Source organism: Streptococcus pantholopis (assembly GCF_001642085.1).
Lineage (GTDB): Bacteria > Bacillota > Bacilli > Lactobacillales > Streptococcaceae > Streptococcus > Streptococcus pantholopis.
Map to the genome: position 1 here is coordinate 913,260 of NZ_CP014699.1, position 21,348 is coordinate 934,607.

At 42.5% G+C, this 21,348-nt stretch carries 23 protein-coding genes; 14 read left to right on the forward strand and 9 right to left on the reverse strand.

All coding sequences use genetic code 11. From position 1 onward, the window contains the following. Window positions 1–73: 73 nt before the first annotated feature. The 3 genes from A0O21_RS04250 (at window position 74) to radC (ending at window position 2,987) form a co-directional block, all read left to right on the forward strand. Window positions 74–1,195, forward strand: a complete 1,122-nt coding sequence (locus A0O21_RS04250; protein ID WP_067061821.1) for an AI-2E family transporter — start codon at window positions 74–76, stop codon at window positions 1,193–1,195. Between the two features lie 50 nt (window positions 1,196–1,245). Next, window positions 1,246–2,073, forward strand: coding sequence for a glycosyltransferase family 8 protein (locus tag A0O21_RS04255; RefSeq protein WP_067061824.1), 828 nt, complete (start codon window positions 1,246–1,248; stop codon window positions 2,071–2,073). 233 nt (window positions 2,074–2,306) lie between these two features. Beyond that, window positions 2,307–2,987 carry a RadC family protein gene (gene radC, locus A0O21_RS04260; RefSeq protein ID WP_067061827.1) on the forward strand — a complete coding sequence of 227 codons (681 nt, stop codon included), beginning with the start codon at window positions 2,307–2,309 and terminating at the stop codon, window positions 2,985–2,987. On the opposite strand, the gene A0O21_RS04265 is transcribed toward radC, so the two are convergent. From A0O21_RS04265 to A0O21_RS04290, 6 genes are all read right to left on the reverse strand, one after another. Beyond that, window positions 2,984–3,682, reverse strand: a complete 699-nt coding sequence (locus A0O21_RS04265) for a gamma-glutamyl-gamma-aminobutyrate hydrolase family protein (protein WP_067061830.1) — start codon at window positions 3,680–3,682, stop codon at window positions 2,984–2,986. The two genes, radC and A0O21_RS04265, sit on opposite strands and share 4 nt — an antisense overlap. 9 nt (window positions 3,683–3,691) lie before the next feature. Further along, a complete protein-coding gene (locus tag A0O21_RS04270; RefSeq protein WP_067061833.1) occupies window positions 3,692–4,330 on the reverse strand; it encodes a redox-sensing transcriptional repressor Rex in 639 nt (212 codons plus the stop codon). 147 nt (window positions 4,331–4,477) lie between these two features. Continuing rightward, window positions 4,478–4,825 carry a DUF1831 domain-containing protein gene (locus A0O21_RS04275; RefSeq protein ID WP_067061836.1) on the reverse strand — a complete coding sequence of 116 codons (348 nt, stop codon included), beginning with the start codon at window positions 4,823–4,825 and terminating at the stop codon, window positions 4,478–4,480. 1 nt (window position 4,826) lies between these two features. After that, window positions 4,827–5,942 (reverse strand): cysteine desulfurase family protein, encoded by a 1,116-nt coding sequence (locus tag A0O21_RS04280; protein ID WP_067061838.1) that lies wholly within the window; start codon window positions 5,940–5,942, stop codon window positions 4,827–4,829. Window positions 5,943–5,947: 5 nt separating this feature from the next. After that, window positions 5,948–6,916 carry a ribose-phosphate diphosphokinase gene (locus A0O21_RS04285; RefSeq protein ID WP_067061841.1) on the reverse strand — a complete coding sequence of 323 codons (969 nt, stop codon included), beginning with the start codon at window positions 6,914–6,916 and terminating at the stop codon, window positions 5,948–5,950. Between the two features lie 158 nt (window positions 6,917–7,074). Beyond that, window positions 7,075–7,656 (reverse strand): CYTH domain-containing protein, encoded by a 582-nt coding sequence (locus A0O21_RS04290; protein WP_067061844.1) that lies wholly within the window; start codon window positions 7,654–7,656, stop codon window positions 7,075–7,077. Window positions 7,657–7,908: 252 nt separating this feature from the next. On the opposite strand from A0O21_RS04290, the gene yjbM reads away from it, so the two are divergent. The 5 genes from yjbM to A0O21_RS04315 all read left to right on the forward strand — a co-directional run bounded on the left by yjbM (window position 7,909) and on the right by A0O21_RS04315 (window position 12,635). After that, complete coding sequence (gene yjbM, locus A0O21_RS04295; RefSeq protein ID WP_067061847.1) at window positions 7,909–8,604, forward strand: GTP diphosphokinase; 696 nt, start codon at window positions 7,909–7,911, stop codon at window positions 8,602–8,604. Then, window positions 8,579–9,421 carry an NAD kinase gene (locus A0O21_RS04300; RefSeq protein WP_067061851.1) on the forward strand — a complete coding sequence of 281 codons (843 nt, stop codon included), beginning with the start codon at window positions 8,579–8,581 and terminating at the stop codon, window positions 9,419–9,421. The genes yjbM and A0O21_RS04300 overlap by 26 nt, the downstream gene beginning before the upstream one ends. Then, window positions 9,418–10,311: an RluA family pseudouridine synthase gene (locus tag A0O21_RS04305; protein WP_067061854.1), complete on the forward strand. Its 894-nt coding sequence runs from the start codon at window positions 9,418–9,420 to the stop codon at window positions 10,309–10,311. The genes A0O21_RS04300 and A0O21_RS04305 overlap by 4 nt, the downstream gene beginning before the upstream one ends. Before the next feature lie 14 nt (window positions 10,312–10,325). Continuing rightward, the gene (gene pta, locus A0O21_RS04310; RefSeq protein WP_067061857.1) at window positions 10,326–11,315 is read left to right on the forward strand and encodes a phosphate acetyltransferase; all 990 of its coding nucleotides are present in this window, start codon (window positions 10,326–10,328) and stop codon (window positions 11,313–11,315) included. A 564-nt stretch (window positions 11,316–11,879) separates the two neighbouring features. Beyond that, window positions 11,880–12,635, forward strand: a complete 756-nt coding sequence (locus tag A0O21_RS04315; RefSeq protein WP_067061861.1) for an SDR family oxidoreductase — start codon at window positions 11,880–11,882, stop codon at window positions 12,633–12,635. Between the two features lie 144 nt (window positions 12,636–12,779). On the opposite strand, the gene A0O21_RS04320 is transcribed toward A0O21_RS04315, so the two are convergent. Continuing rightward, entirely contained in the window at window positions 12,780–13,496 is a 717-nt protein-coding gene (locus tag A0O21_RS04320) for a hypothetical protein (protein WP_067065124.1), read from the reverse strand. Between the two features lie 232 nt (window positions 13,497–13,728). On the opposite strand from A0O21_RS04320, the gene A0O21_RS04325 reads away from it, so the two are divergent. Both A0O21_RS04325 and A0O21_RS04330 read left to right on the forward strand, forming a co-directional pair. Next, a complete protein-coding gene (locus A0O21_RS04325; protein ID WP_067061865.1) occupies window positions 13,729–14,571 on the forward strand; it encodes a Cof-type HAD-IIB family hydrolase in 843 nt (280 codons plus the stop codon). 37 nt (window positions 14,572–14,608) lie between these two features. Further along, complete coding sequence (locus tag A0O21_RS04330; RefSeq protein WP_067061869.1) at window positions 14,609–16,027, forward strand: glycoside hydrolase family 1 protein; 1,419 nt, start codon at window positions 14,609–14,611, stop codon at window positions 16,025–16,027. Window positions 16,028–16,191: 164 nt separating this feature from the next. Here the strand turns inward: A0O21_RS04330 and A0O21_RS04335 are convergent, their stop codons facing one another. Continuing rightward, window positions 16,192–17,130: an FAD:protein FMN transferase gene (locus A0O21_RS04335; RefSeq protein WP_067061871.1), complete on the reverse strand. Its 939-nt coding sequence runs from the start codon at window positions 17,128–17,130 to the stop codon at window positions 16,192–16,194. A 396-nt stretch (window positions 17,131–17,526) separates the two neighbouring features. Then, on the reverse strand, window positions 17,527–17,709 hold the full coding sequence (locus A0O21_RS04340) for a 4-oxalocrotonate tautomerase (protein WP_067061874.1): 183 nt from the start codon (window positions 17,707–17,709) through the stop codon (window positions 17,527–17,529). A 484-nt stretch (window positions 17,710–18,193) separates the two neighbouring features. Between A0O21_RS04340 and A0O21_RS04345 the strand changes: the two genes are divergently transcribed. The 4 genes from A0O21_RS04345 (at window position 18,194) to A0O21_RS04360 (ending at window position 21,347) form a co-directional block, all read left to right on the forward strand. Continuing rightward, window positions 18,194–18,781 (forward strand): thymidine kinase, encoded by a 588-nt coding sequence (locus A0O21_RS04345; RefSeq protein ID WP_067061877.1) that lies wholly within the window; start codon window positions 18,194–18,196, stop codon window positions 18,779–18,781. Between the two features lie 70 nt (window positions 18,782–18,851). Then, window positions 18,852–19,934 carry a peptide chain release factor 1 gene (prfA, locus tag A0O21_RS04350; protein WP_067061879.1) on the forward strand — a complete coding sequence of 361 codons (1,083 nt, stop codon included), beginning with the start codon at window positions 18,852–18,854 and terminating at the stop codon, window positions 19,932–19,934. Beyond that, the gene (prmC, locus tag A0O21_RS04355) at window positions 19,931–20,761 is read left to right on the forward strand and encodes a peptide chain release factor N(5)-glutamine methyltransferase (RefSeq protein WP_067061882.1); all 831 of its coding nucleotides are present in this window, start codon (window positions 19,931–19,933) and stop codon (window positions 20,759–20,761) included. Before prfA ends, prmC begins: the two co-directional genes overlap by 4 nt. Continuing rightward, window positions 20,751–21,347: an L-threonylcarbamoyladenylate synthase gene (locus tag A0O21_RS04360; protein ID WP_173644628.1), complete on the forward strand. Its 597-nt coding sequence runs from the start codon at window positions 20,751–20,753 to the stop codon at window positions 21,345–21,347. The genes prmC and A0O21_RS04360 overlap by 11 nt, the downstream gene beginning before the upstream one ends. Window position 21,348 lies beyond the last annotated feature (1 nt).

A 21,348-nucleotide genomic window follows, 5' to 3' on the forward strand; every position in this document is an offset into this window, starting at 1 on the left:
TATTTATCCTGATAGGAGCGGGTTTATTTCCGCTCCTATTTAGTGTATAATGTGAAAAGAAACAGGAGGAGATATGAAGTTTAGTAAAAGACAGGCCAGTTATTTAATTGCTGTTTTTGTGATATGCTATTTTATTCAGGCTAATTGGTCAGGCGGAGCTCGGCTGCTTAAAACGGTTTGGACAGCCAGTCAGCCCTTTGCGATTGGGGCTGCACTTGCTTATATTATTAATATTGTTATGGCTGCCTATGAACGGCTGTTTGGTCTGCTGTTAACTTCGGAAAAACAGTTCAAGCTAAAAAGGCTGCTGGCAATGGTTTCAGCCTACCTAAGTTTTATTGCTTTGATAGTCTGGCTTTTTTCCATTGTTATACCGGATTTGATAGCTAGTCTCAGTTCACTTCTGACTATCGACACTGGAGCTTTGCAGAAGTTTTTGACAGAACTTTATGAGAATAGGCAGTTTGCGAAAGTTTTGGATTATTTTGGTCTTGAAACAGATTTAACAGCAGCATTTTCCCGCTACAGCCAGCAGATTCTGACTCAGGTATTAGCCATACTGACAGGACTTTTAACATCGGTTACCTCTATTGCGTCAACGATAGTGAATGTGTTTGTCAGTTTTGTATTTTCTATCTATGTTCTCTCCAGCAAAGAACAGCTGAAGCATCAGTTTCATTTGCTGATTGATACCTACCTGACGCCATATGCTGCTTCAATTTATTATGTATTGGGAATTGTGCACCAGCGTTTTCGCGGTTTTTTTGCCGGTCAGACCATTGAAGCCTTCATTCTGGCTACCCTTTGTACTATTGGGATGATGATTTTTAATTTCCCTTTTGCTACGACAGTCGGTGTTTTAGTTGGTTTTACGAATATTATTCCAGTTATTGGGGCTTATTTAGGCGGTCTTTTAGGAACGATTTTAGTCTTTACACAATCTCCCAAACAGGCGTTTTTCTTTTTAATATTTTTGATTATACTTCAGCAATGTGAAAGCAATCTTGTCTATCCAAGAGTTGTGGGCGGCTCTATTGGCCTGCCGGCTATCTGGGTGTTGTTTTCGGTTATTGTCGGCGGTGCTGTTTTTGGTGTTGTCGGTATGCTTATTGCAGTGCCTTTGAGTGCTTCAGTTTATCAAATTATTAAAGACAATGTGGCCAAGCGTCGGGCTCAGCAGCCATCAAATGGCTAACACACTGATACTTGATTGCAAATGACTGCTAAAATGTTAGAATAGATGATATGGAACCACTAAATTTGCTTTATTCAATTGACGATAGCTATGTTGACCAGTTTAAAGTCACCTTGTTTTCGGTTTGGCAAAATGCAACGGCTAAAAATATGGCCGTTTATGTTTTACAGAAAAAACTGCTGCGCAGAAATGATGAAATTACTGAGTTTTGCGGGCAGCTGGGTCTTGCTTATTTCCCCGTTGTCATCGGCGAAGAGGCATTTAAAGATGCCCCGACAACGAATCGCTATCCGGAAACGATTTATTACAGGCTTTTAGCCCATGAATACCTGCCAGAGCATTTAGACCGCATTTTATATATAGATGCAGACATTCTCTGTTTGAATGATATTGTCCCTTTATACCGTTTAGATCTCTCTGATAAACTTTTTGCTGCAGCCAGCCATACTTCTGATACCAATATACCGGAGCTAGTCAATAAACTGCGGCTGAGAAATTTTGAATCAGAAGGCTATTTTAATTCGGGAGTGCTGCTGATGAATTTAGAATTAGGCCGGCAGGAAGTGAGACGTCAGGATATTCTGTCTTACATTGAGAAAAACAGTCTTTTGCTCTTTTTGCCGGATCAGGATATTCTCAATGCCCTTTATGGTCACAAAACCCTCCTGATTCCTGATCAGATTTACAATTATGATGCGCGTTACAATATTCTGTATTTTACCAGAAGTTCGGGTAAATGGGATTTAGACTGGGTTATTGAGCATACCGTTTTTCTGCATTTTTGCGGACGGGATAAACCATGGAAAAAAGACTACAGAGGCCGCTACAGTGCCCTCTATAAGCACTATCAGCATCTAACCGGCAGAATAAAAACCTAGCAGATATACATTGCCAGGTTTTTTACAAGAGAAAAGGCCGTTAAAATCTGTATGAAAATAGAGGAAGGCAAGTGATGTCTACATCACTTGCCTTCTTTTTTGCTAGGTTTTTAGGGCAGGTCATTTCTTTTCAAGAACTCGGCTGTCTTTGCTAAATAAGTTAAAACTGGGGGCAGTTCTTTTAGACCGGCTCTTTTTATTTTTTTCGAATAAATAGATGGAGGTAAAAAGAAATGTATACAGTTGAATTGAAAGAAGAACCCTTGCTGCCAAGAGAGCGCTTGGCTGATTTGGGGGCTGAAAAACTCAGCAATCAGGAACTGTTGGCCATTTTACTGCGTACCGGTACAAAGCAAAGGCCGGTTTTGGAAGTCTCAACACAGATTTTGAAGGATATCCGTAGTTTAGCCGATTTTCGCGACTTATCCCTGCAGGAGCTGCAGAGTATCAAAGGGGTCGGCAGAGTAAAATCAATAGAAATAAAAGCGATGCTGGAGCTGGCTAATCGGATTAATAAGGCAGAATACTACCAGAATGAAAGGATTTTAAGTAGTGAGCGGCTGGCGCAGAAAATGATTATAGAACTGGGAAACAAAAAACAAGAACATTTGCTGACCCTTTATTTAGATACACAGAATCGGGTTATTGAACAGCGGACGATTTTTATCGGAACAGTCAGGCACTCTATCGCTGAGCCGCGGGAAATTCTGCACTATGCTTGCAGAAATATGGCCACCTCCCTTATCCTTGTTCACAATCATCCTTCAGGATCGCTTGTTCCCAGTGAAAACGACCTACGCTTTACAGAAAAAATAAAACGATCCTGTGAAGACATGGGGATTGTCTGTCTTGATCACATTATCGTCAGCAGGCGTGATTATTATAGTTTTCGTGAGGAAACGGGTCTGCTTTAAAGTTCGCAGACAACATATCTAAAGAGTTCCAAATCTTCTTTGCGCGTTTCATACAAGAGTTCAGGGTGCCATTGAACACCTAAAAAACGCATTCTGGGGTCAATTGATTCTACAGCCTCAATTGTTCCATCTTTGGGATCTTCAGCAATAACACGCAGTTCACTGGCTAAGTGGTTGATACTTTGATGGTGAAAAGAATTAATAGAGCTGGCTGAACCGTAAATATCAGCCAGCTTACTGTCCTCTTTGATTACCATGTTATGAGATAAGTAGTCAGCCGGTCGGTCCTGCCAGTGGTTTTCGATATCCTGATAGAGTGAACCGCCCAAGGCTACATTCATTAATTGGGTTCCGCGGCAGACAGAAAAAATCGGTTTTTTCTGCTTAACTGTTTCTTCAATCAAGGCCAGCTCAAAGATATCACGTTCTTTAAAAAAATCATCATCGCTGGCTTGATTTCTTTCGCCGTAAAAGCTGGGATCAACATTTTGACCGCCGATAAGAATTAATTTATCAATCATACTGACATAATCAGGCGCTGTTTTAGGATTGCCGACTGGCAGAACAAGCGGTAAGCCGCCTACGGCTTTGACCCCATTGACAAAACCGCTTGGTACATAAGACCAGGAAATTTCCTTAGCTTCTGGATTAGGCCGCTGATTTGCGGTGATGCCAATTATTGGTTTTTTTGACATGCTGCCTCCTTAGTCAGTTTGATTCATAAAATAAAGCAGTGTCTGCAGTTCACTTGTCAGGTCAACATACTGCACGATGACTGATTTAGGCAGATTGAGGCGGACAGGAGCAAAACTGAGGATACCTTTGATTCCTGCAGCTACAAGAAGATCAGCTACTTCCTGTACCTGAGTGCTGGGGACAGTCAAAATAGCGGTTTTAATGTCAGTTTTTTGGATATGCTCAGTAATTGTGGAAATACCATAGATAGGGATACCGTCAGATGTTTTGGTGCCGACCAATTCATTATCATCTTTATCAAAGGCTAAAGCAATCTGCATTTTGTTGCGGTCATGAAAGCGATAATGCAAGAGAGCACGACCAATATTGCCGCAGCCAACTAGCAGGACATTTGTTGTCGCATGATCGTTCAAAATATCAGCAAAAAAATTCATAAGTTTGCTAACATCATAACCGAAACCACGCCGGCCCAGCTCCCCGAAATATGAAAAATCCCGGCGGACAGTAGCAGAATCAATTCCCATCGCATCAGCAATCTGCTTTGAGCTGGCTTTTTCAATGTTGTTCGCATAAAAGCGCTTAAAAATCCGATAATAAAGCGACAGACGCTTAGCTGTCGCCTTAGGGATAGATTTATCAATAGCCACAATATCATCTCCTTAATAGTTCATCTATATTGTAACAAAAAAGTCATCAAATCAGCAATTTTAGTGAACATAAAATTGCTGACAAAAAAATCTTATGCTTGCATAAGATTTTGTATCAAACTGCCGGTATGAAAGGGTGAGAAGGATTCAAACCGGATTTTTGCTAAAAATGTGACGTTCAACCAGGCTGTCCATTAGAAAATAGAATTTATCCTGCAGCAATTTATTGTCTTCTGATTTGAAAATATTGACTGATCGTAAGCCAGATTTATCGGTGATAGTCAGCTTAAATGCATTTAAGTCTTTATGGACAGTTATTTTTAAAGGGAAACCGTCACCGGAATTAGGAACTTTCTCCAGTAAACGCTTTAATTCATAGTGGCCGACTGTATTCTGCGTGAAGGTGGTATCACGCAGAGTATAAGGCTTAACATCAGGGTTAATACTGTAGCTGTAGAGACAGCCATCAAGGGTAACTTTTTTTGTAAATGCCATTTTATTTTCCTGTTATTTCTTTTAATTTTTTTGCTAACTGCAGTAATTCTGACTGTGTATTTAGCTTAGACAGGCTGATTCGGATCGATTCCTGCAGTCTGACGGAATCATGACCGTAGAGGCTGGCCAATACATGGCTGGGGTCTACAGTGCCTGCTGTGCAGGCAGAACCAGTAGATACGGCAAAACCAGCCAAATCAAGCTGTGTCAGTAAAATCCCGTTGTTTTGCCCCGGAAAGCCAAGATTGATGACATGGGGCAGGTGTTGTGATGAACCGTTGAGGTAGTAGGAATCAGGAGCGAGAGCCTCTAAAAAAGTGTCTCTCAGTCCCCGTATATAGGTGAGATTTTCTTTTAACTGCAACTGACTGTCTGCCAGTGCCTGAGCCATTCCCACGATTGAAACGAGGTTCTCTGTGCTTGCACGCCTGTTTTCTTCCTGTTCACCGCCATGGAGCAAACTGTCAAAGTGAAGGGGGGCGGCATAAAGAAAACCGACGCCCTTGGGCCCATGAAATTTATGAGCTGTCGCTGATAAGAGATCAATTCCAATTTCTTCAGGATAAATTGGGAGTTTTCCCATTGTTTGGACGGCATCAACATGAAAAGCCGCCTGATGTGTTTTTAAGAGAGCAGCTGCTTCCTCAATTGGCAGCAGGTCACCTGTTTCATTATTAGCATGCATGAAGCTGACAAGAATGGTGTCATCTCTCAGAGCCTTTTGCAGACTTGAAAGAGTAATAGATCCCTTTTCAGGCCGGAGATAGGTGACTTCAAATCCAAATTTCTCTTGCAGATAATGAAGCGGCTCCAGAACAGAGGGGTGTTCGATTGCTGTAGTAATGATGTGCTTGCCCTTATCTTGGTTAGCTAGAGCATAGCCTTTAAGGGCAGTATTATTAGCTTCGGTTCCGCCGGAAGTAAAAATAATTCTTCTGACTTCTGTTTTTAATGCATGAGCAATCGTTTGTCTGGACGTTCTTAATGCCTGACTGGCTTTACGGCCGTAAACGTGAATACTTGACGGATTGCCGAAGTTGTCAGTCATCACAGCGGTCATAGCTTCGATGACTGCTGGAGTCATTGGAGTAGTAGCTGTATTATCAAGATATACCATAACAATCAATCCTTAGGTGTATAAGCAAAGAGCGGACTGACCGGCTTGCGTTCATGAATGCGGATAATAGCATCTGCAATAAGTCGGCTTGCTGAGAGATAGTTGACATTCTCAGGAACAGGCTCTTTGGTGGAAACGGAGTCGGTGACAAGGATTTCTTTTATCGGAGCTGCCGCAAGAATATCGGCTGCACCGCCGGCAAACAGGCCATGGCTGGCTGCAGCGTAAATAGCCGTTGCTCCGCCGCGTTCTAAAATTTTTGCGGCCTCTGCCAAAGTCTTTCCTGTATTTAGGATATCATCGATAAGGATAGCCTTTTTGCCTGCCACCTCACCGATAATATAGCCTTCTTCTCTGGCTGCATCATCTTGGGCATAATCAATAATAGCAATCGGTGCATCCAGGTATTCTGCCAAACTGCGGGCACGCTTGATTCCTGAATTCTTGGGACTGACAACGACAACTTCGTCACCGACCAGTCCCAGATTGTAGTAGTAGTCTGCAAACAGCGGAATAGTAAAAAGGTTATCAACGGGAGTGTCAAAGAATCCTTGCACTTGAACAGTATGCAAATCCAGAGTCAGTACGCGGTCTGCTCCAGCTTTGACAAGCATATTGGCTACCAATTTTGCTGTTATCGGCTCCCGTGAAGCAGCGATTCGGTCTTGGCGCGAATAGCCGAAATAAGGGATAACAACATTCACAGAATTAGCACTGGCCCGCTTGCAGGCATCAACCATAATCAATAATTCCCATAAATGATCATTGACAGGATAGCTGGTGGACTGAATAATGTAAATGTCATCACCGCGGACAGTCTCCTCGATGTTGATCATGATTTCACCGTCCGAAAACTGGCGCGATGTCAGTCTTCCCAAGGGAACCCCTGCGGCTTCGGCAATTTTTTCAGCAATTTTAGGATTGGAAGTCAGCGAAAAGAGTTTGAGCTGTCTATCAGCGTAGCGTTCTGCCATATTCTTAATATAACTCCTTCATTCTTTATAGTGAAAGGGACAAGTGAATTGTTTTAATAAAGATTAGCATTAATGTCTATTTGCTGCTTATCAAAAGCAAACAGCCATAAATTTTGCCTGCTAACTTTATTTTACCAGAAAATCACGAATATTTCAGGTTAAGGTAACTTTTTTTCAGCCCTTAAACTGCTGGTCAGTCTGGCAATTTTGCTTTTTGCATATTTAAAAGTGATGGCATTCTGATCCAAAAAATCGGCAAATCGTTTTTTGCCGCTGTCGGCATCCGTGACTTCCAGCTCCAGTTCATAGTCTTTGCGGCCAGTGTAAAAATTATAATCCAGGGCCAGCAATCCCATGGCTGTTTGATTTTCCCGCCTGATTGTGGTAAGGTGGCCAAACACAGCCAAATCGTCCGGTCTAATCCCCTTATCTTCAATTAAATCTCGGATAAAGCAGGCAGGAATCTGACCGGACTTTATGATTTCTTTGGCCTGAGGGAGACTGAAATCGAGGTTATGCTCTAAATTGCCCACAGTGCTGGGGATTTTGAGCGTCAGTTCAGCACGGTCTGAAAAGGTCCGGATTCTCATTGACATGCGATGTGCTTTGAGCTGAAAATCAGGAGAATCAAAATAATAGTTAGTCTGTGTTACTGGCGGAATATGAGAAAAATGTGCTGCCAGCCGATTAAATTCATCTTTATTAAGTAAAGTTTTGTACTCGATTTCCAAATGTGTCATGCCATTTTTCCTTTAATTTCTTTTATGTTATAATGAAATAATGTTATACTAATTTTATAAAAAAGTCTGATATTTGGCAAACTGACCTTTTAAGAAATGTAAAAGACTGCAGTATTTAGTGAATAGATTCCCAGCTGTTTATGGTTTCAGAAGTCTGTGCTTAATTGATTGGTATAGACTTGGTTTTGTCAGAAGAAAACAGCCGAATCAGAGAAGCTGGCAGCCTGAAGTGTTTTGCCGGTTCTTTTAATAATGCTTGGAGAAAGGAGCTGTTTTGTTGTGCTTGAATGGGAAGAATTTTTAGATCCCTATATTCAAACAGTTGGGGAATTAAAAATCAAACTGCGAGGAATTCGCAAACAGTTTAGAAAACAGAACCGCCATTCACCGATTGAATTTGTGACCGGACGGGTCAAATCGGTTGAAAGCATTCAGGAAAAAATGCTTCTTCGCAGCATCAAAGAAGAAAACATTGCACAGGACATTCAGGACATCGCCGGTCTGCGCATTATGGTGCAGTTTGTTGACGATGTTGATGATGTTCTTGATTTGCTGAGGCAAAGGCATGACATGAAAATTGTTCAGGAACGTGACTATATTCGCAATATGAAACCCAGTGGCTACCGTTCTTATCATGTTGTGATTGAGTACCCTGTTGATACAATACAGGGGCAGAAAACGGTTCTGGCTGAAATTCAGATTCGTACTCTGGCTATGAATTTTTGGGCTACTATTGAGCATTCTTTGAACTATAAATACAAAGGTGAATTTCCTCAGGAGATTAAGCAGCGTTTAGAGACAACCGCCAAGATAGCTTATGAGCTTGATGAAGAAGTAAGGAAAATACGGGAGGATATCAGAGAAGCCCAGCTTCTTTTTGACCCGGAAAGCAGAAAACTAAACGATGGTGTAGGAAACAGCGATGACACAGATGAATATTACAGGTAAAAAAGAAATGATGCGTGTTGCTATCATCGCAAATAGCAAGTACCAGAGCCGGCGGATTGCTGCTAAACTTTTTGCTATTTTGAAAGATGATCCAGATTTTTACTTATCTAAAAAAAATCCTCATGTTGTCATTTCTATCGGCGGGGACGGCATGCTTCTATCCGCTTTTCATAAATATGAAAGAGAGCTCAGCCATGTTCGTTTTGTCGGTGTGCATACGGGGCATCTGGGTTTTTATACAGATTATCGAGATTTCGAAATTGATGAACTTATTGAAAACCTGCGCAAAGATACTGGGGAAAAAGTCTCTTATCCGATTTTAAAAGTTAAAATCACGCTGGACAATGGCCGGGAAATTAAAAGTCTGGCTTTAAATGAGGCGACAGTTAAGCGAATCGAAAAGACCATGGTTGCCGATGTCATCATCAATCATGTCAAATTTGAACGCTTTAGGGGAGACGGCATTTCAGTTTCCACACCGACTGGCAGCACTGCCTATAATAAATCGCTGGGAGGAGCTGTTTTGCACCCGACGATTGAGGCTCTGCAGCTGACAGAAATTTCCAGCCTCAACAATAGGGTGTTTAGAACTTTAGGGTCATCAGTTATTGTTCCCAAAAAAGATAAAATCGAAGTTATCCCTAAGCGCCTGGGCAGCTATACCATATCTGTTGACAATAGTACACTGCATTGTAAAAATGTAGCTAAAATTGAATACTGCATTAATTCTGAAAAAATCAGTTTTGTAGCGACGCCGAGCCATACCAGTTTCTGGGAACGGGTCAAAGATGCCTTTATAGGAGATTTGGATTCATGAGATTCGAATTCATCGCAGACAGAGACTGTCAGGTGAAAGCTTTTTTAAAAGGACAGGGGATTTCGAAAAGCCTGCTGGCCAAGGTGAAATTTAAAGGAGGCCGGATTCGGGTAAACGGTCATGAACAAAATGCGGTTTATTTACTGAAAACTGGCGATAGGGTAATGGTTGATATTCCTGATGAAAAACCGTCTGACAGTCTAATACCTGTCAAACATGACCTGACTATCGTTTATGAGGATGATCATTTTTTAATTATCAATAAGCCCTATGCTTATCCCAGTATTCCCAGCGTTCTGCACTCCAATACAATAGCAAATTTTGTTAAATATTATTATATGGCACAGGACTATCCTAACAAACAGGTTCATATTGTAACGCGCCTTGATAAGGATACAAGCGGTTTAATGCTGCTGGCTAAACATGGCTATGCTCATGCCAGAATGGATAAAGAACTGCAAAATAAAGCAGTTGAAAAGCGTTATTATGCCTTGGTTTCTGGTTCAGGCAATCTGCCGTCAGAAGGTGATATCATAGCTCCTATTGCCAGAAGAGACGATAGTATGATTACCCGGCATGTCCATCAATCGGGCAAGTATGCCCACACAAGCTATAAAGTGTTAAAAAAATATGGGGATGTCTATCTTATCGATATTCGTCTGCACACAGGGCGGACCCACCAGATTCGAGTGCATCTTGCCCATATCGGATTTCCGCTTTTGGGAGATGATTTATATGGCGGGCGGATGGACTGCGGAATAGGCCGTCAGGCGCTTCACTGCTATTATCTGTCTTTTAGGGATCCTTTCACCGGCAGGCTGAACTCTCAGCAGGCAGACTTGACAGATGATTTTGATAGCGTTATCATAGATTTACAAGAAAATAAATAGAGGTTTATAACAATATGAGTATCCGATCATTATTTGGCAGTTTACGTGAGAAAGTTGTTGGCAAAAATATCAAAATTGTTTTCCCTGAAGGCGATGATGAGCGTGTTGTCCGTGCGGCAGCCCGCTTAAAATTTGAAGGTCTGGTTGAACCGATTATTTTAGGGGATGCCGACAAGGTTCACAATCTGCTGGCGCAGCTTGGCTTTGCTGATCCGCATTATACTATCATCAATCCCGAAGATTATGAAGGTTTTGAAGAAATGAAGCAGGAATTTTTAGCGATTCGTAAGGGAAAAGTAGGGGCTGAAGAAGCTGATAAGCTGCTGAGAGATGTTAATTACTTTGGCGTTATGCTGGTTAAGATGGGGCTGGCAGACGGCATGGTTTCAGGGGCGATTCATTCTACAGCAGACACAGTGCGTCCGGCTTTGCAGATTATAAAAACAAAACCCGGTGTTTCCCGGACGTCAGGCGTTTTCCTGATGAACCGTGACAATACGGATCAGCGTCTAATTTTTGCAGACTGTGCTATTAATATTGATCCTAATGCTCAGGAATTAGCAGAGATTGCTGTTAATACAGCAGATACAGCTAAGATTTTCGATATCGATCCAAAGATTGCGATGCTCAGTTTTTCAAGCAAGGGCAGCGCTAGAGGACCGCAAGTAGAGAAAGTTCAGGAAGCTGTACGCCTCTCAAAAGACCTTCAGCCTGATATTTGTATAGATGGCGATTTGCAGTTTGATGCAGCTTTTGTTCCTGCAACAGCTGAAATTAAAGCTCCCGGTAGTCCAGTTGCGGGACATGCTAATGTCTTTATTTTCCCTGATTTGCAGTCCGGCAATATTGGTTATAAAATTGCCCAGCGTTTAGGTATGTTTGAAGCCATCGGACCGATTCTTCAAGGATTGAATAAGCCGGTCAATGACCTTTCTCGCGGGTCAAGTGCTGAAGATATTTATAAGCTTGCAATTATTACAGCAGCTCAAACCTTGGAGGATTAAGACAATTTGCCCGAGACAGTGAATTTGATCAAGCGTAATAGGTCAAAGAAAGAGGGCACGATTAAAAAAACGAGAAGGTGCTCCCTTACTCGTTTTTTGTGTATTAGACCAAGAACTGCTGATCTCTAAAAGCACATGCTGACCAGAGAACAGGCGGGCTTTGTATCTTATGAATTGAACACGCCCTAAGAGCTGTGCAGTGAAATTATCCAGTGGATGATTTCAGCCCGAACCTAGAAAAGGGAAAGTGAGGGGACTGGAAATCTGTATCGTTACCCAGTTACCGCTAGGCCGTAAACGTCTGAAAGCTTTGTCGCCTTAACAGTCGACTGCCCCCTTCTAGTCGTTCTGGCAGAGGTGCGCCTACGAAATCAAAGATTTCTGGCTTACCGTCATTTTTGCTTTGCTCTTTTAACGGGCTTTGTATCTTATTGAATTGAACACGCCCTAAGAGCTGTGCAAAAAAGATAGCCTTCCCTTGAGTCTTTAGTGACTCGGCGGTCAGGCTCCTATTTTTGCTTTGCTCTTTTAACGGGCTTTGTATCTTGTAAGATGGAGGAGCTTATGGTAAAAACAGCTTTAGTGACAGGAGCATCTGCTGGTTTTGGCAAGGCTATTGCTGAAAAACTGACAGCAGATGGCTATAAGGTTATCGGCGCAGCCAGAAGATGGGACAGGCTGCAGGTTTTGAGAGATGAGCTGGGGAAAGACTGCTTTTTTCCTTTGCAGATGGACGTCAGCAAAACGCAAGAGATTGACCAGGCTCTGGCCAGCTTGCCTCAGGACTGGCAAGCTGTCGATTTACTCGTTAATAATGCCGGTCTGGCTCTAGGCTTAGACAAGGCCTATGAAGCAGATTTTAAGGACTGGCAGACTATGATTCAAACGAATATCATTGGTTTGACCTATTTGACTCATCAGATCCTTCCGCAGATGGTAGAAAGAAATGCTGGTTTAATTATCAATTTAGGTTCAACAGCCGGGACTGTCCCCTACCCGGGCGGAAATATTTATGGGGCGAGCAAGGCCTTTGTCAAACAATTTTCCTTAAATCTTAGAGCTGACCTTTTTGGAACACAGGTTCGCGTAACAAATATTGAGCCAGGCCTATGTGAAGGAACTGAATTTTCCAATGTCCGTTTCAAAGGCGACAACCAGCGTGTTGAACAGCTTTATCAAGGCGCACACGCTATTCGTCCGCAAGATATTGCTGAGACCGTAGCTTGGATTAGCCGGCAGCCAGAGCATCTCAATATTAATCGCATCGAGATAATGCCTGTATCTCAGTCTTTTGGCCCTCAGCCGGTTCATCGGGACTGATATTGGTCATTGATAAAGCCAAACTGCTGATACGGGCAGTGTTCTTAGCAGTTTTGGACACCATTTTTGATGATCTGAATCGAAGCAGTCAGTAGCTGCATATATTAAGCAGTTAAAGCTGAGCGGCAGACTGTCTCAGCTTTTTTAGCTATCAGGCCAGACTTCAGTGACGGAAGGTCCTGAAGTCGTATCAGACCATCCGACCAGCGCCTGACCGGTCTCTTTGAGGTAAGCTGAGAGAACCGGTTTAAAATTGTGAACGCTCTCCAAGGTTCCTATGAGCTGATTTTGACGGTCATATAATTTTTGGTAGGACTGGATTAGAATCTGGTCAAAAACACTTTCTGCAACAGGGAAATGGAGACTGCTTATTTCTTCATCATTTAGTTCTTGGATAAGTGCCTCATCCAGTTTTTTTGGACTGTCAACATCTGAAAGAGGCAGAGAGCTCTCGGGCTTATGGTTAGAATAGACCAGACGGTGGCTTTGGTCAAAGAAACTAATCCGATAAGGCAGATAGCTTAGAATGTCTGGCTGAATTTTCTGGTAAAACTCAGTCAGATAGCGAGTCAGCGATAAGACTGTCTTAGGATTGGTGAAACAGGTCCTATCCACAAAAAAGGTCTGCTGGTTTTCTGCTGCCTTTGTGGTAAATTTGAGTGTTGGCAGTGGGCAGTCGATTTCAGAAAAGGTAAAGACCCCATCATACTGACTGTTTTTATGTGAAACGTGTGCGGAAGCATTATCTAATTCTAAACGAAATAAATAACTAAAGCCCTCAGCCAGTTCAGTGAAAAAAGTTTCAGCGGTTTGTCTGTTGTTTTCTGGGATAAGTGCAAGAATTTTCTTAATATTAGCCATTGTTTTATCATAGCGGTTTCTGTACAAAAAAGCAAGACAGAATACTTGGGAGAGATACTGCTCAAACCATTCCAGCTTAACTTTTGTACCTCTTTTGCTTACTCGGCTGGGGCATTGGAAATTTAGCGATAGTGCTAAAACCGTAGGATTGTATTATTTTGCAAGAGGATAGGCCTATCATTGAGCCTTGCAAAGAAGTATAATAGAAGTATCACATAGTTGGGAGACTGGTATGGCCAAAAAAGTTATTTTTCTGGATGTCGATGGAACATTAGTTGATTACCATAATCGTATTCCCGAATCTGCCGTCACTGCTATCCGTAAAGCGCGTGAAAAAGGGCATCATGTCTATGTTTGTACAGGCAGAAGCCGTGCGGAAATGCAGCCTGAGATTTGGGAGATAGGCATTGATGGAATGATAGGCGGTAATGGTTCTTACGTTGAACACCATGGTCAAGTCATTATGCATCAGCTGATTTCAAAAGAAGAGGCCAAAGCCATTGTTGACTGGTTACATGGACGCGGTCTGGAGTTCTACTTGGAATCAAATAATGGTCTCTTTGCTTCTGAAAACTTCAAAGAAGCTGCCCGTCCGGTCATGCGGCAATATGCGCTTCGTAAAGGGAAAGCAGAAGCAGAAGTTGAACATATGGAAGCAGAGGACGCGCTTCACGGTTTAATCTATGGCGGTGAACTCTACCGTGATGATTTGAATAAAGTGAGTTTTATTCTTAACACTTATCAAGACTATTTGGATTCAGCAGAAGCCTTTCCTCATCTCAAAGCTGGAACATGGGGCGGCCGAGGTGAAACAGCTCTATTTGGCGACCTTGGCGTTAAGGATATTACCAAAGCGCATGCTATCGATGTTCTTTTGGGGCACCTGCATGCTGATAAAAAGAACACCATTGCTTTTGGCGATGCCAAGGTTGACATTCCAATGCTGGAATACTGTGAAATCGGTGTTTCTATGGGAAATGGCGGGCCAGAAATCCTTGCTATGGCAGACATGGTAACAGACGATGTTGAAGAAAACGGACTCTACAATGCTTTTGCTTCTTTAGATTTATTATAAATCATAAAAATTATTAATATCAATAGAAGGAGATATTATGCTTCATAAAACATTAAAACCCTTTCCCAAAGACTTTTTGTGGGGCGCTTCCACATCAGCATATCAAGTTGAAGGCGCTGCTTTAGAGGATGGCAAAGGTCCGTCCTGCCAAGATGTGAAAGAGATTCCTGAAGGAACAGCCGATTTGTCGGTTTCAGTTGACCATTATCACCATTATAAAGAAGACATCGCTCTAATGGCAGAAATGGGCTTCAAATCTTATCGTTTTTCGATTTCCTGGACACGGGTTTTGCCAAATGGAACAGGTGAGGTCAATCCAAAAGGGATTGAATTCTACAATAATTTGATTGATGAATGCTTGAAATACGATATTGAGCCAATTGTGACCATGTTCCACTTCGATATGCCGGCGGCGCTTGATGAACGCGGGTCTTGGTCAAGGCATGATTCTGTTGATTGGTTTGCAGAATATGCGTGTGTTTTATTTGAAAACTTTGGTGACCGCGTCAAATACTGGTTGACAATCAATGAGCAAAATATGCTAACATTGGTTGGCCCAGTCATTGGGACCCTTCATGTACCGGAAGGGACAGCCAATCTCACTAAGGAAATTTACCAACAAAATCACCACCAATTAGTTGCTCAGGCCAAAGCTATGCAGCTCTGTCATGAAATGCTTCCTGATGCTAAAATTGGTCCAGCTCCAAATATTTCTTTGGTTTATCCAGCTTCTTCAAAACCAGAAGATGTTATTGCCGCTCAGAACTTCAATGCTCTGCGTAATTGGCTTTATCTAGATGCTTATGTTTTTGGTGAATATAACAATTTAGCTTGGGCATATTTGGAAGAAAATGATGCTCTGCCAACAGTTACTGACGAAGATCGTACTATCATGAAAGCAGCTAAACCTGACTTTATCGGCTTCAACTATTACAATACGGCGACCGTTGAAGCTTCTGACGGCAGCGAAGCAGCGGGTGTCAATGGTGACCAGCAATCTCATCAAACTTTCCCAGGTTTTGCTAAAAGTGTTGATAATCCCAATCTTGTTAAAACTGAATTTGGCTGGGAAATTGACCCTGTCGGTTTCCGTGCGACCGTTCGTGAAATGTACAGCCGTTATCGTTTACCGCTTTTAGTCACTGAAAACGGTCTTGGTGCTTATGACACTTTAACTGAAGACGGCAAGATTCACGATAATTACCGCATTGAATATCTTCGCCAGCATATTGCGCAAATTCAACTGGCTATTTCTGACGGTGTTGATATGCTTGGCTATAATCCATGGTCAGCAGTTGACCTTATTTCAACACACGAAGGTATCCGTAAACGTTATGGTTTTATCTATGTTGACCGTACAGATGAAGAAGTGGGCAGTCTTAAGCGTTACCGCAAAGATTCTTTTTTCTGGTACCAAAAAGTTATTGCTACTAACGGTCAGGATCTAAAGGACTGACAGGACAGAAAAAATTTAGATTCTTAAAGTAACAATTCAAAAAATCATGGCAGATTTCTGCCATGATTTTTTGAATGATACAAAGCCGATTCATGCTGTCAGCTTTGTTTCTGCTTGAAGCCGCATCAGCTGCCGCCTTTTACTGCAGGATTGACTGAGATACTTTATCTGTACAAAGGCTGAAATCGATTTTTTAGCCCAGATGACAGAAAAATCCGATTATCTTTAGTGACGGCAAGTCCTTCAATATGAGATGTTTCATTAATCGTTTGAAGAACCTCAATTAACGGCAGTCCAAATAAGCGTGTTGTCCAGATTTCACAGTCCACAGACTGTCTGGCAATAATGGTCAGACTGGCCATGTCTGTTTCAATAGGGTAACCGGTTCGGCGGTCAAAAATATGATGATAATCATTTTCACCAATTTTCAAATGCCGTTCATAAATCCCTGAAGTGACAACAGACTTATTTTTGATCGTTACAATTCCAAGATTGCTGCCGCGAGGCTGTTTGGGATTTTGGATGCCGATGTGCCAAGAACCATCGGAACGCCTGCTGTTTTGGCCGTGAACCAGTACATTGCCGCCGAGGTTAATAAGAGCTGAGACGATACCATCTTCAGCCAGATAGGTGATTATTTTATCTGCTATATAACCTTTGGCTAATGCACCTAAATCTATTTTCATTCCTTTTTCGGTTAAAAAAACGCTTTGCTTTTCTCTGTTAAGCAAAATTTTCTTAGGGGACGTTAAAGGCAGACAGGCTTGAATCTCTGCTGCTGAGGGTTTTCGGGCATCAGAAAAACCGATATGCCATAAGTCAACAAGCGGGCCTAAAGCAATATTTAGATTAGACGGGTTTGCTGTACTATGCTTTTTGCCCAGAGCAATCAGTTCAAAAAGTTCAGGATGCACAATCAATGGTTTGATTCCGGCATTTCGGTTCACAGCCATTAATTCTGAACGCTCGTCATTGGCACTAAAACGCTGATTATAGATGTCCAGCAGCTGACAGACTTTTATAATTTGTTCTCGAGCTCTAGGAGAGTCAATCTGGATATCGATCTGTGTCCCCATCATTTTTAAACTATGACTGACTTGCATTATCCCTCCCAACCAAGATACAAAGCCCGTTAAAAACGCAAAAGGAAAATAGGGGACTGACTGACGAATCGTCAGATTCTAAGTCAGAACATCTTTTTCCCGCAGCGTTTAGGGCGTGTTCAGTTCAATAAGATACAAAGCCCGTAAAAAGAGCAAAGCAAAAATGACGGTAAGCCAGAAATCTTTGATTTCGTAGGCGCCCCCCTGCCAGAACGACTAGAAAGGCGTAACAAAACTTAAAGTCATCTCACATCTACGCCAGTCGCTTAGCAGCACTTTGTTCTCTTTTTCAAAGCTTTAACCTGCCTTGCGGAGGTGGAACGGCGAACCCCATAATTAGGGTTACATCCCACTTCCAAACATCTCAATCTTTGGCATGAATCTATTAAGATGCTTTTATTTCCTTTTTATTTCTCCGTGCGGATAATAGCTACCTTCCGGAAGATCATTGATAAAGACATGAATAGCCTCTTTGGGCGCTTTGGCAACACGGGCAACAACTTCAGTGACTTCACGAGCAAGTTCAATTTTCTGAGCCTCAGTTCGGCCTTCAAACAAATCGATTTTTACAAACGGCATAAATAGACCTCCAATTAAGATACAAAGCCCGTAAAAAGAGCAAAGCAAAAATGACGGTAAGTCCGAAATCTATGATTTCGCAGACGCCCCTCTGCCAGAACGACTAGAAAGGTGCGGTCGACTGTTAAGGCGACAAAGCTTTCAGACGTTTACGGCTGACGGTAAGTCCGAAATCTATGATTTCGCAGACGCATCCCTGTCAGGACGATAAAGTTTTTTGGGGTTCAGGCTGGCATCATCCACTGGATGATGCCGCTCTACAGCTCTTAGGGCGTGTTTAGTTTAACTCACTTTAATTAAAACGACACAACAGTTTTTGATTGACTGTTTTCTTCTTGTTTTCTACTTTATTATAGCACAAAAACGCTGGGACTGTCTTTAGAGCGTTAGGTCAGAGATAGGAAAACTGATAAATCTGATGCTAAATCCTCTCTTTTATGTTAAAATAAATAGGATATTAAATAGAAGGCAGGAAAAGTTAGGCTTGGCGCAGTTATATTATAAATACGGGACTATGAATTCGGGTAAAACGATTGAAATTTTAAAAGTTGCTCATAATTACGAGGAGCAGGGCAAACCTGTTGTTATTATGACATCAGCACTTGATACCCGAGATGGTTTCGGCTTTGTTTCCAGCCGTATCGGTATGCGAAGAAAAGCTATGCCTATTACTGCGGATACAGATATTTTTGCTTATATAGCCAATCTTGCCCAGCCTCCTTACTGTGTTCTGATTGATGAATGCCAGTTTTTAAGCAAAAACAATGTCTATGATCTGGCCCGCGTAGTAGATGAGCTGGATATACCTGTTATGGCTTTCGGTTTGAAAAATGATTTTCAGAACGAATTATTTGAAGGATCCAAATATTTGCTCCTTCTGGCTGATAAAATTGAGGAAATCAAGACAATCTGTCAGTTCTGCTCGAAAAAAGCCACTATGGTTCTGAGGATTGAAAACGGCCGGCCGGTCTATGACGGAGAACAGATTCAGATAGGCGGGAGTGAAAGTTATATACCTGTCTGCCGCAAGCACTATTTTCATCCGGAAATTGCGGCTGACATTAAAGAGTGAGCGGGCAGATCTTGCTGTAAAGCATCTTTTTATAAAATTATTAGGCTAAATAAAGTGAGGATAAATAAGAATGACCATTTATGAACAGTTGCAGGCTGTTGAAGATCGTTATGAGGAATTAGGCGAGCTGCTCAGCGATCCTGATGTGGTTGCCGATACTAAGCGTTTCATGGCTCTGTCCCGGGAAGAAGCGGACAGCAGAGATACTGTAGCGGTCTACCGTGATTATAAGCGAACTTTAAAGGATATCGCTGATGCTCAGGAAATGATAAAAGAAGCGGCCGGGGATCCTGATTTGCTGGATATGGCCAAGGAAGAACTGACCGAAGCTAAAGCAGCAAAAGAAGATTATGAGGAAAAGCTGAAATTTTTGCTTTTGCCTAAAGATCCAAATGATAATAAAAATATCATTCTTGAAATTCGGGGAGCCGCCGGCGGTGATGAAGCAGCTCTTTTTGCCGGCGACTTACTTAATATGTACCAGAAATACGCCGAGAGCCAAGGCTGGAAATTTGAAGTAATGGAACTGTCAGTCAATGGTGTAGGCGGAATTAAGGAAGTTATTGCGATGATTTCCGGCCAAGCAGTTTATTCCAAATTGAAATATGAATCAGGGGCTCACCGTGTTCAAAGGGTACCGGTAACAGAAAGCCAAGGGCGTGTTCACACCTCAACAGCTACTGTACTGGTCATGCCTGAAGTAGAAGAAGTCGAGTATGACATCGATCCTAAAGATCTTCGCATTGATATCTACCATGCTTCCGGCGCAGGCGGTCAAAATGTTAATAAGGTGGCTACGGCGGTGCGGATAGTCCATCTTCCCACTAATATTAAAGTTGAAATGCAGGAAGAACGAACACAGCAAAAAAACCGGGATAAAGCAATGAAAATTATCAGAGCTAGGGTGGCTGACCACTTTGCGCAGATTGCTCAAAATGAACAGGATGCAGAGAGAAAGTCAACTATCGGTACCGGCGACCGTTCAGAGCGCATTCGGACTTATAATTTTCCGCAAAACCGTGTAACCGACCATCGTATCGGCCTGACCCTGCAAAAGCTGGACAGCATCTTATCCGGCAAACTGGACGAGGTCATTGATGCCTTGGTTCTCTTTGATCAGACGCAAAAATTAGAGGCCGTCCAGCAAAAATGAATTATGCACAGCTTTTCAGACATTATCAGAAACGATTGGCAGCCCTTGGCGAAGAAGAAGAAGCCTTGCTCTATGTGTTTAAGGAATTAAAAGATTGGTCCAATTTAGATATAGCCCTTAACCAAAATCAAGCTGTTTCTCCTGAGGATGCTGCACTTCTCAAGGATATATACCAGAAGCTGTCGGCTCATATACCGCCCCAGTACATTACAGGAAGAGCTTATTTTGGCAACCTCTGCTTAGCTGTAGATAAGCGCGTGCTGATTCCCAGACCGGAAACAGAGGAATTAACGGCCTTGATTTTATCAGAAAATACTCAGCAGCCGCTTTCTGTTTTAGATATCGGAACCGGAAGCGGGGCTATCGCATTGAGTTTAAAATCAGCCCGGCCGGCTTGGAAGGTCATGGCATCGGATATTTCGCCTGATGCTTTAGCTCTAGCAAAAAGGAATGCTGACTTTTATCATTTGGCCTTAGATTTTGCTGAGTCTGATGTTTTTAGCGCCATTTCAGCTTCTTTTGATATCATTGTTTCGAACCCCCCTTATATTGCTGAATCGGACCGAAAGGAAGTGGCGGCCAATGTTTTGCTGTCTGAGCCGCACAGCGCTTTATTTGCAGAAGAAGACGGTTTGGCACTTTACCGCCGTATCATACGCGGTGCAGGCAGCCACTTAAGTGAAGCTGGGAAGCTCTATCTGGAGATTGGCTGCAAGCAAGGGGAAAAAGTCAGAGAGCTTCTGACAGGCGCTTTTCCGCAAAAGCGCGTGAGAATTTTACAGGATAGTTTTGGAAAAGATAGGATGGCTGCGTTGGATGATGGATGACATAAAAAAAGTACTGAAAGAGGGTGGCGCTGTTATTTTGCCGACAGAAACGGTCTATGGTCTCTTTGCTCAGGCTTTGAATCAAGAAGCTGTACGCTGGGTCTATCAGCTAAAAAAAAGGCCGCTGTCTAAAGCGATGAATTTGAATGTTGCAAGTTTAAAAGAGATTTTGGCTTATTCCCAAAATCAGCCTCCCTATCTGGAAAAACTCTATCGGGCTTTTTTACCTGGTCCTCTGACTATTATCCTAGAAGCTAATGCCAAGGTACCGCCTTGGATTAATTCTGGCGGCAGGTCTGTCGGTTTCCGTGTTCCCAGACATGCTGAGACGCTGGAGATTATTCGCGAGACAGGTCCCCTGATTGGCCCGTCAGCTAATTTGTCAGGAGATGAAAGCGGCAAAGCTTTTAGCCAGATTAGCCATAATTTTAATCAGCAGCTCATCGGCCTAGCAGATGATAGTGCTATCAGCGGTCTTGATTCGACTGTTCTTGATTTATCAGACGGTCCCGCTAAGATCCTGCGTCAGGGCGCCCTTACCCAGGCTGACCTCCTGGCTGCTGTACCGGAAATACCGTTTAAATGAC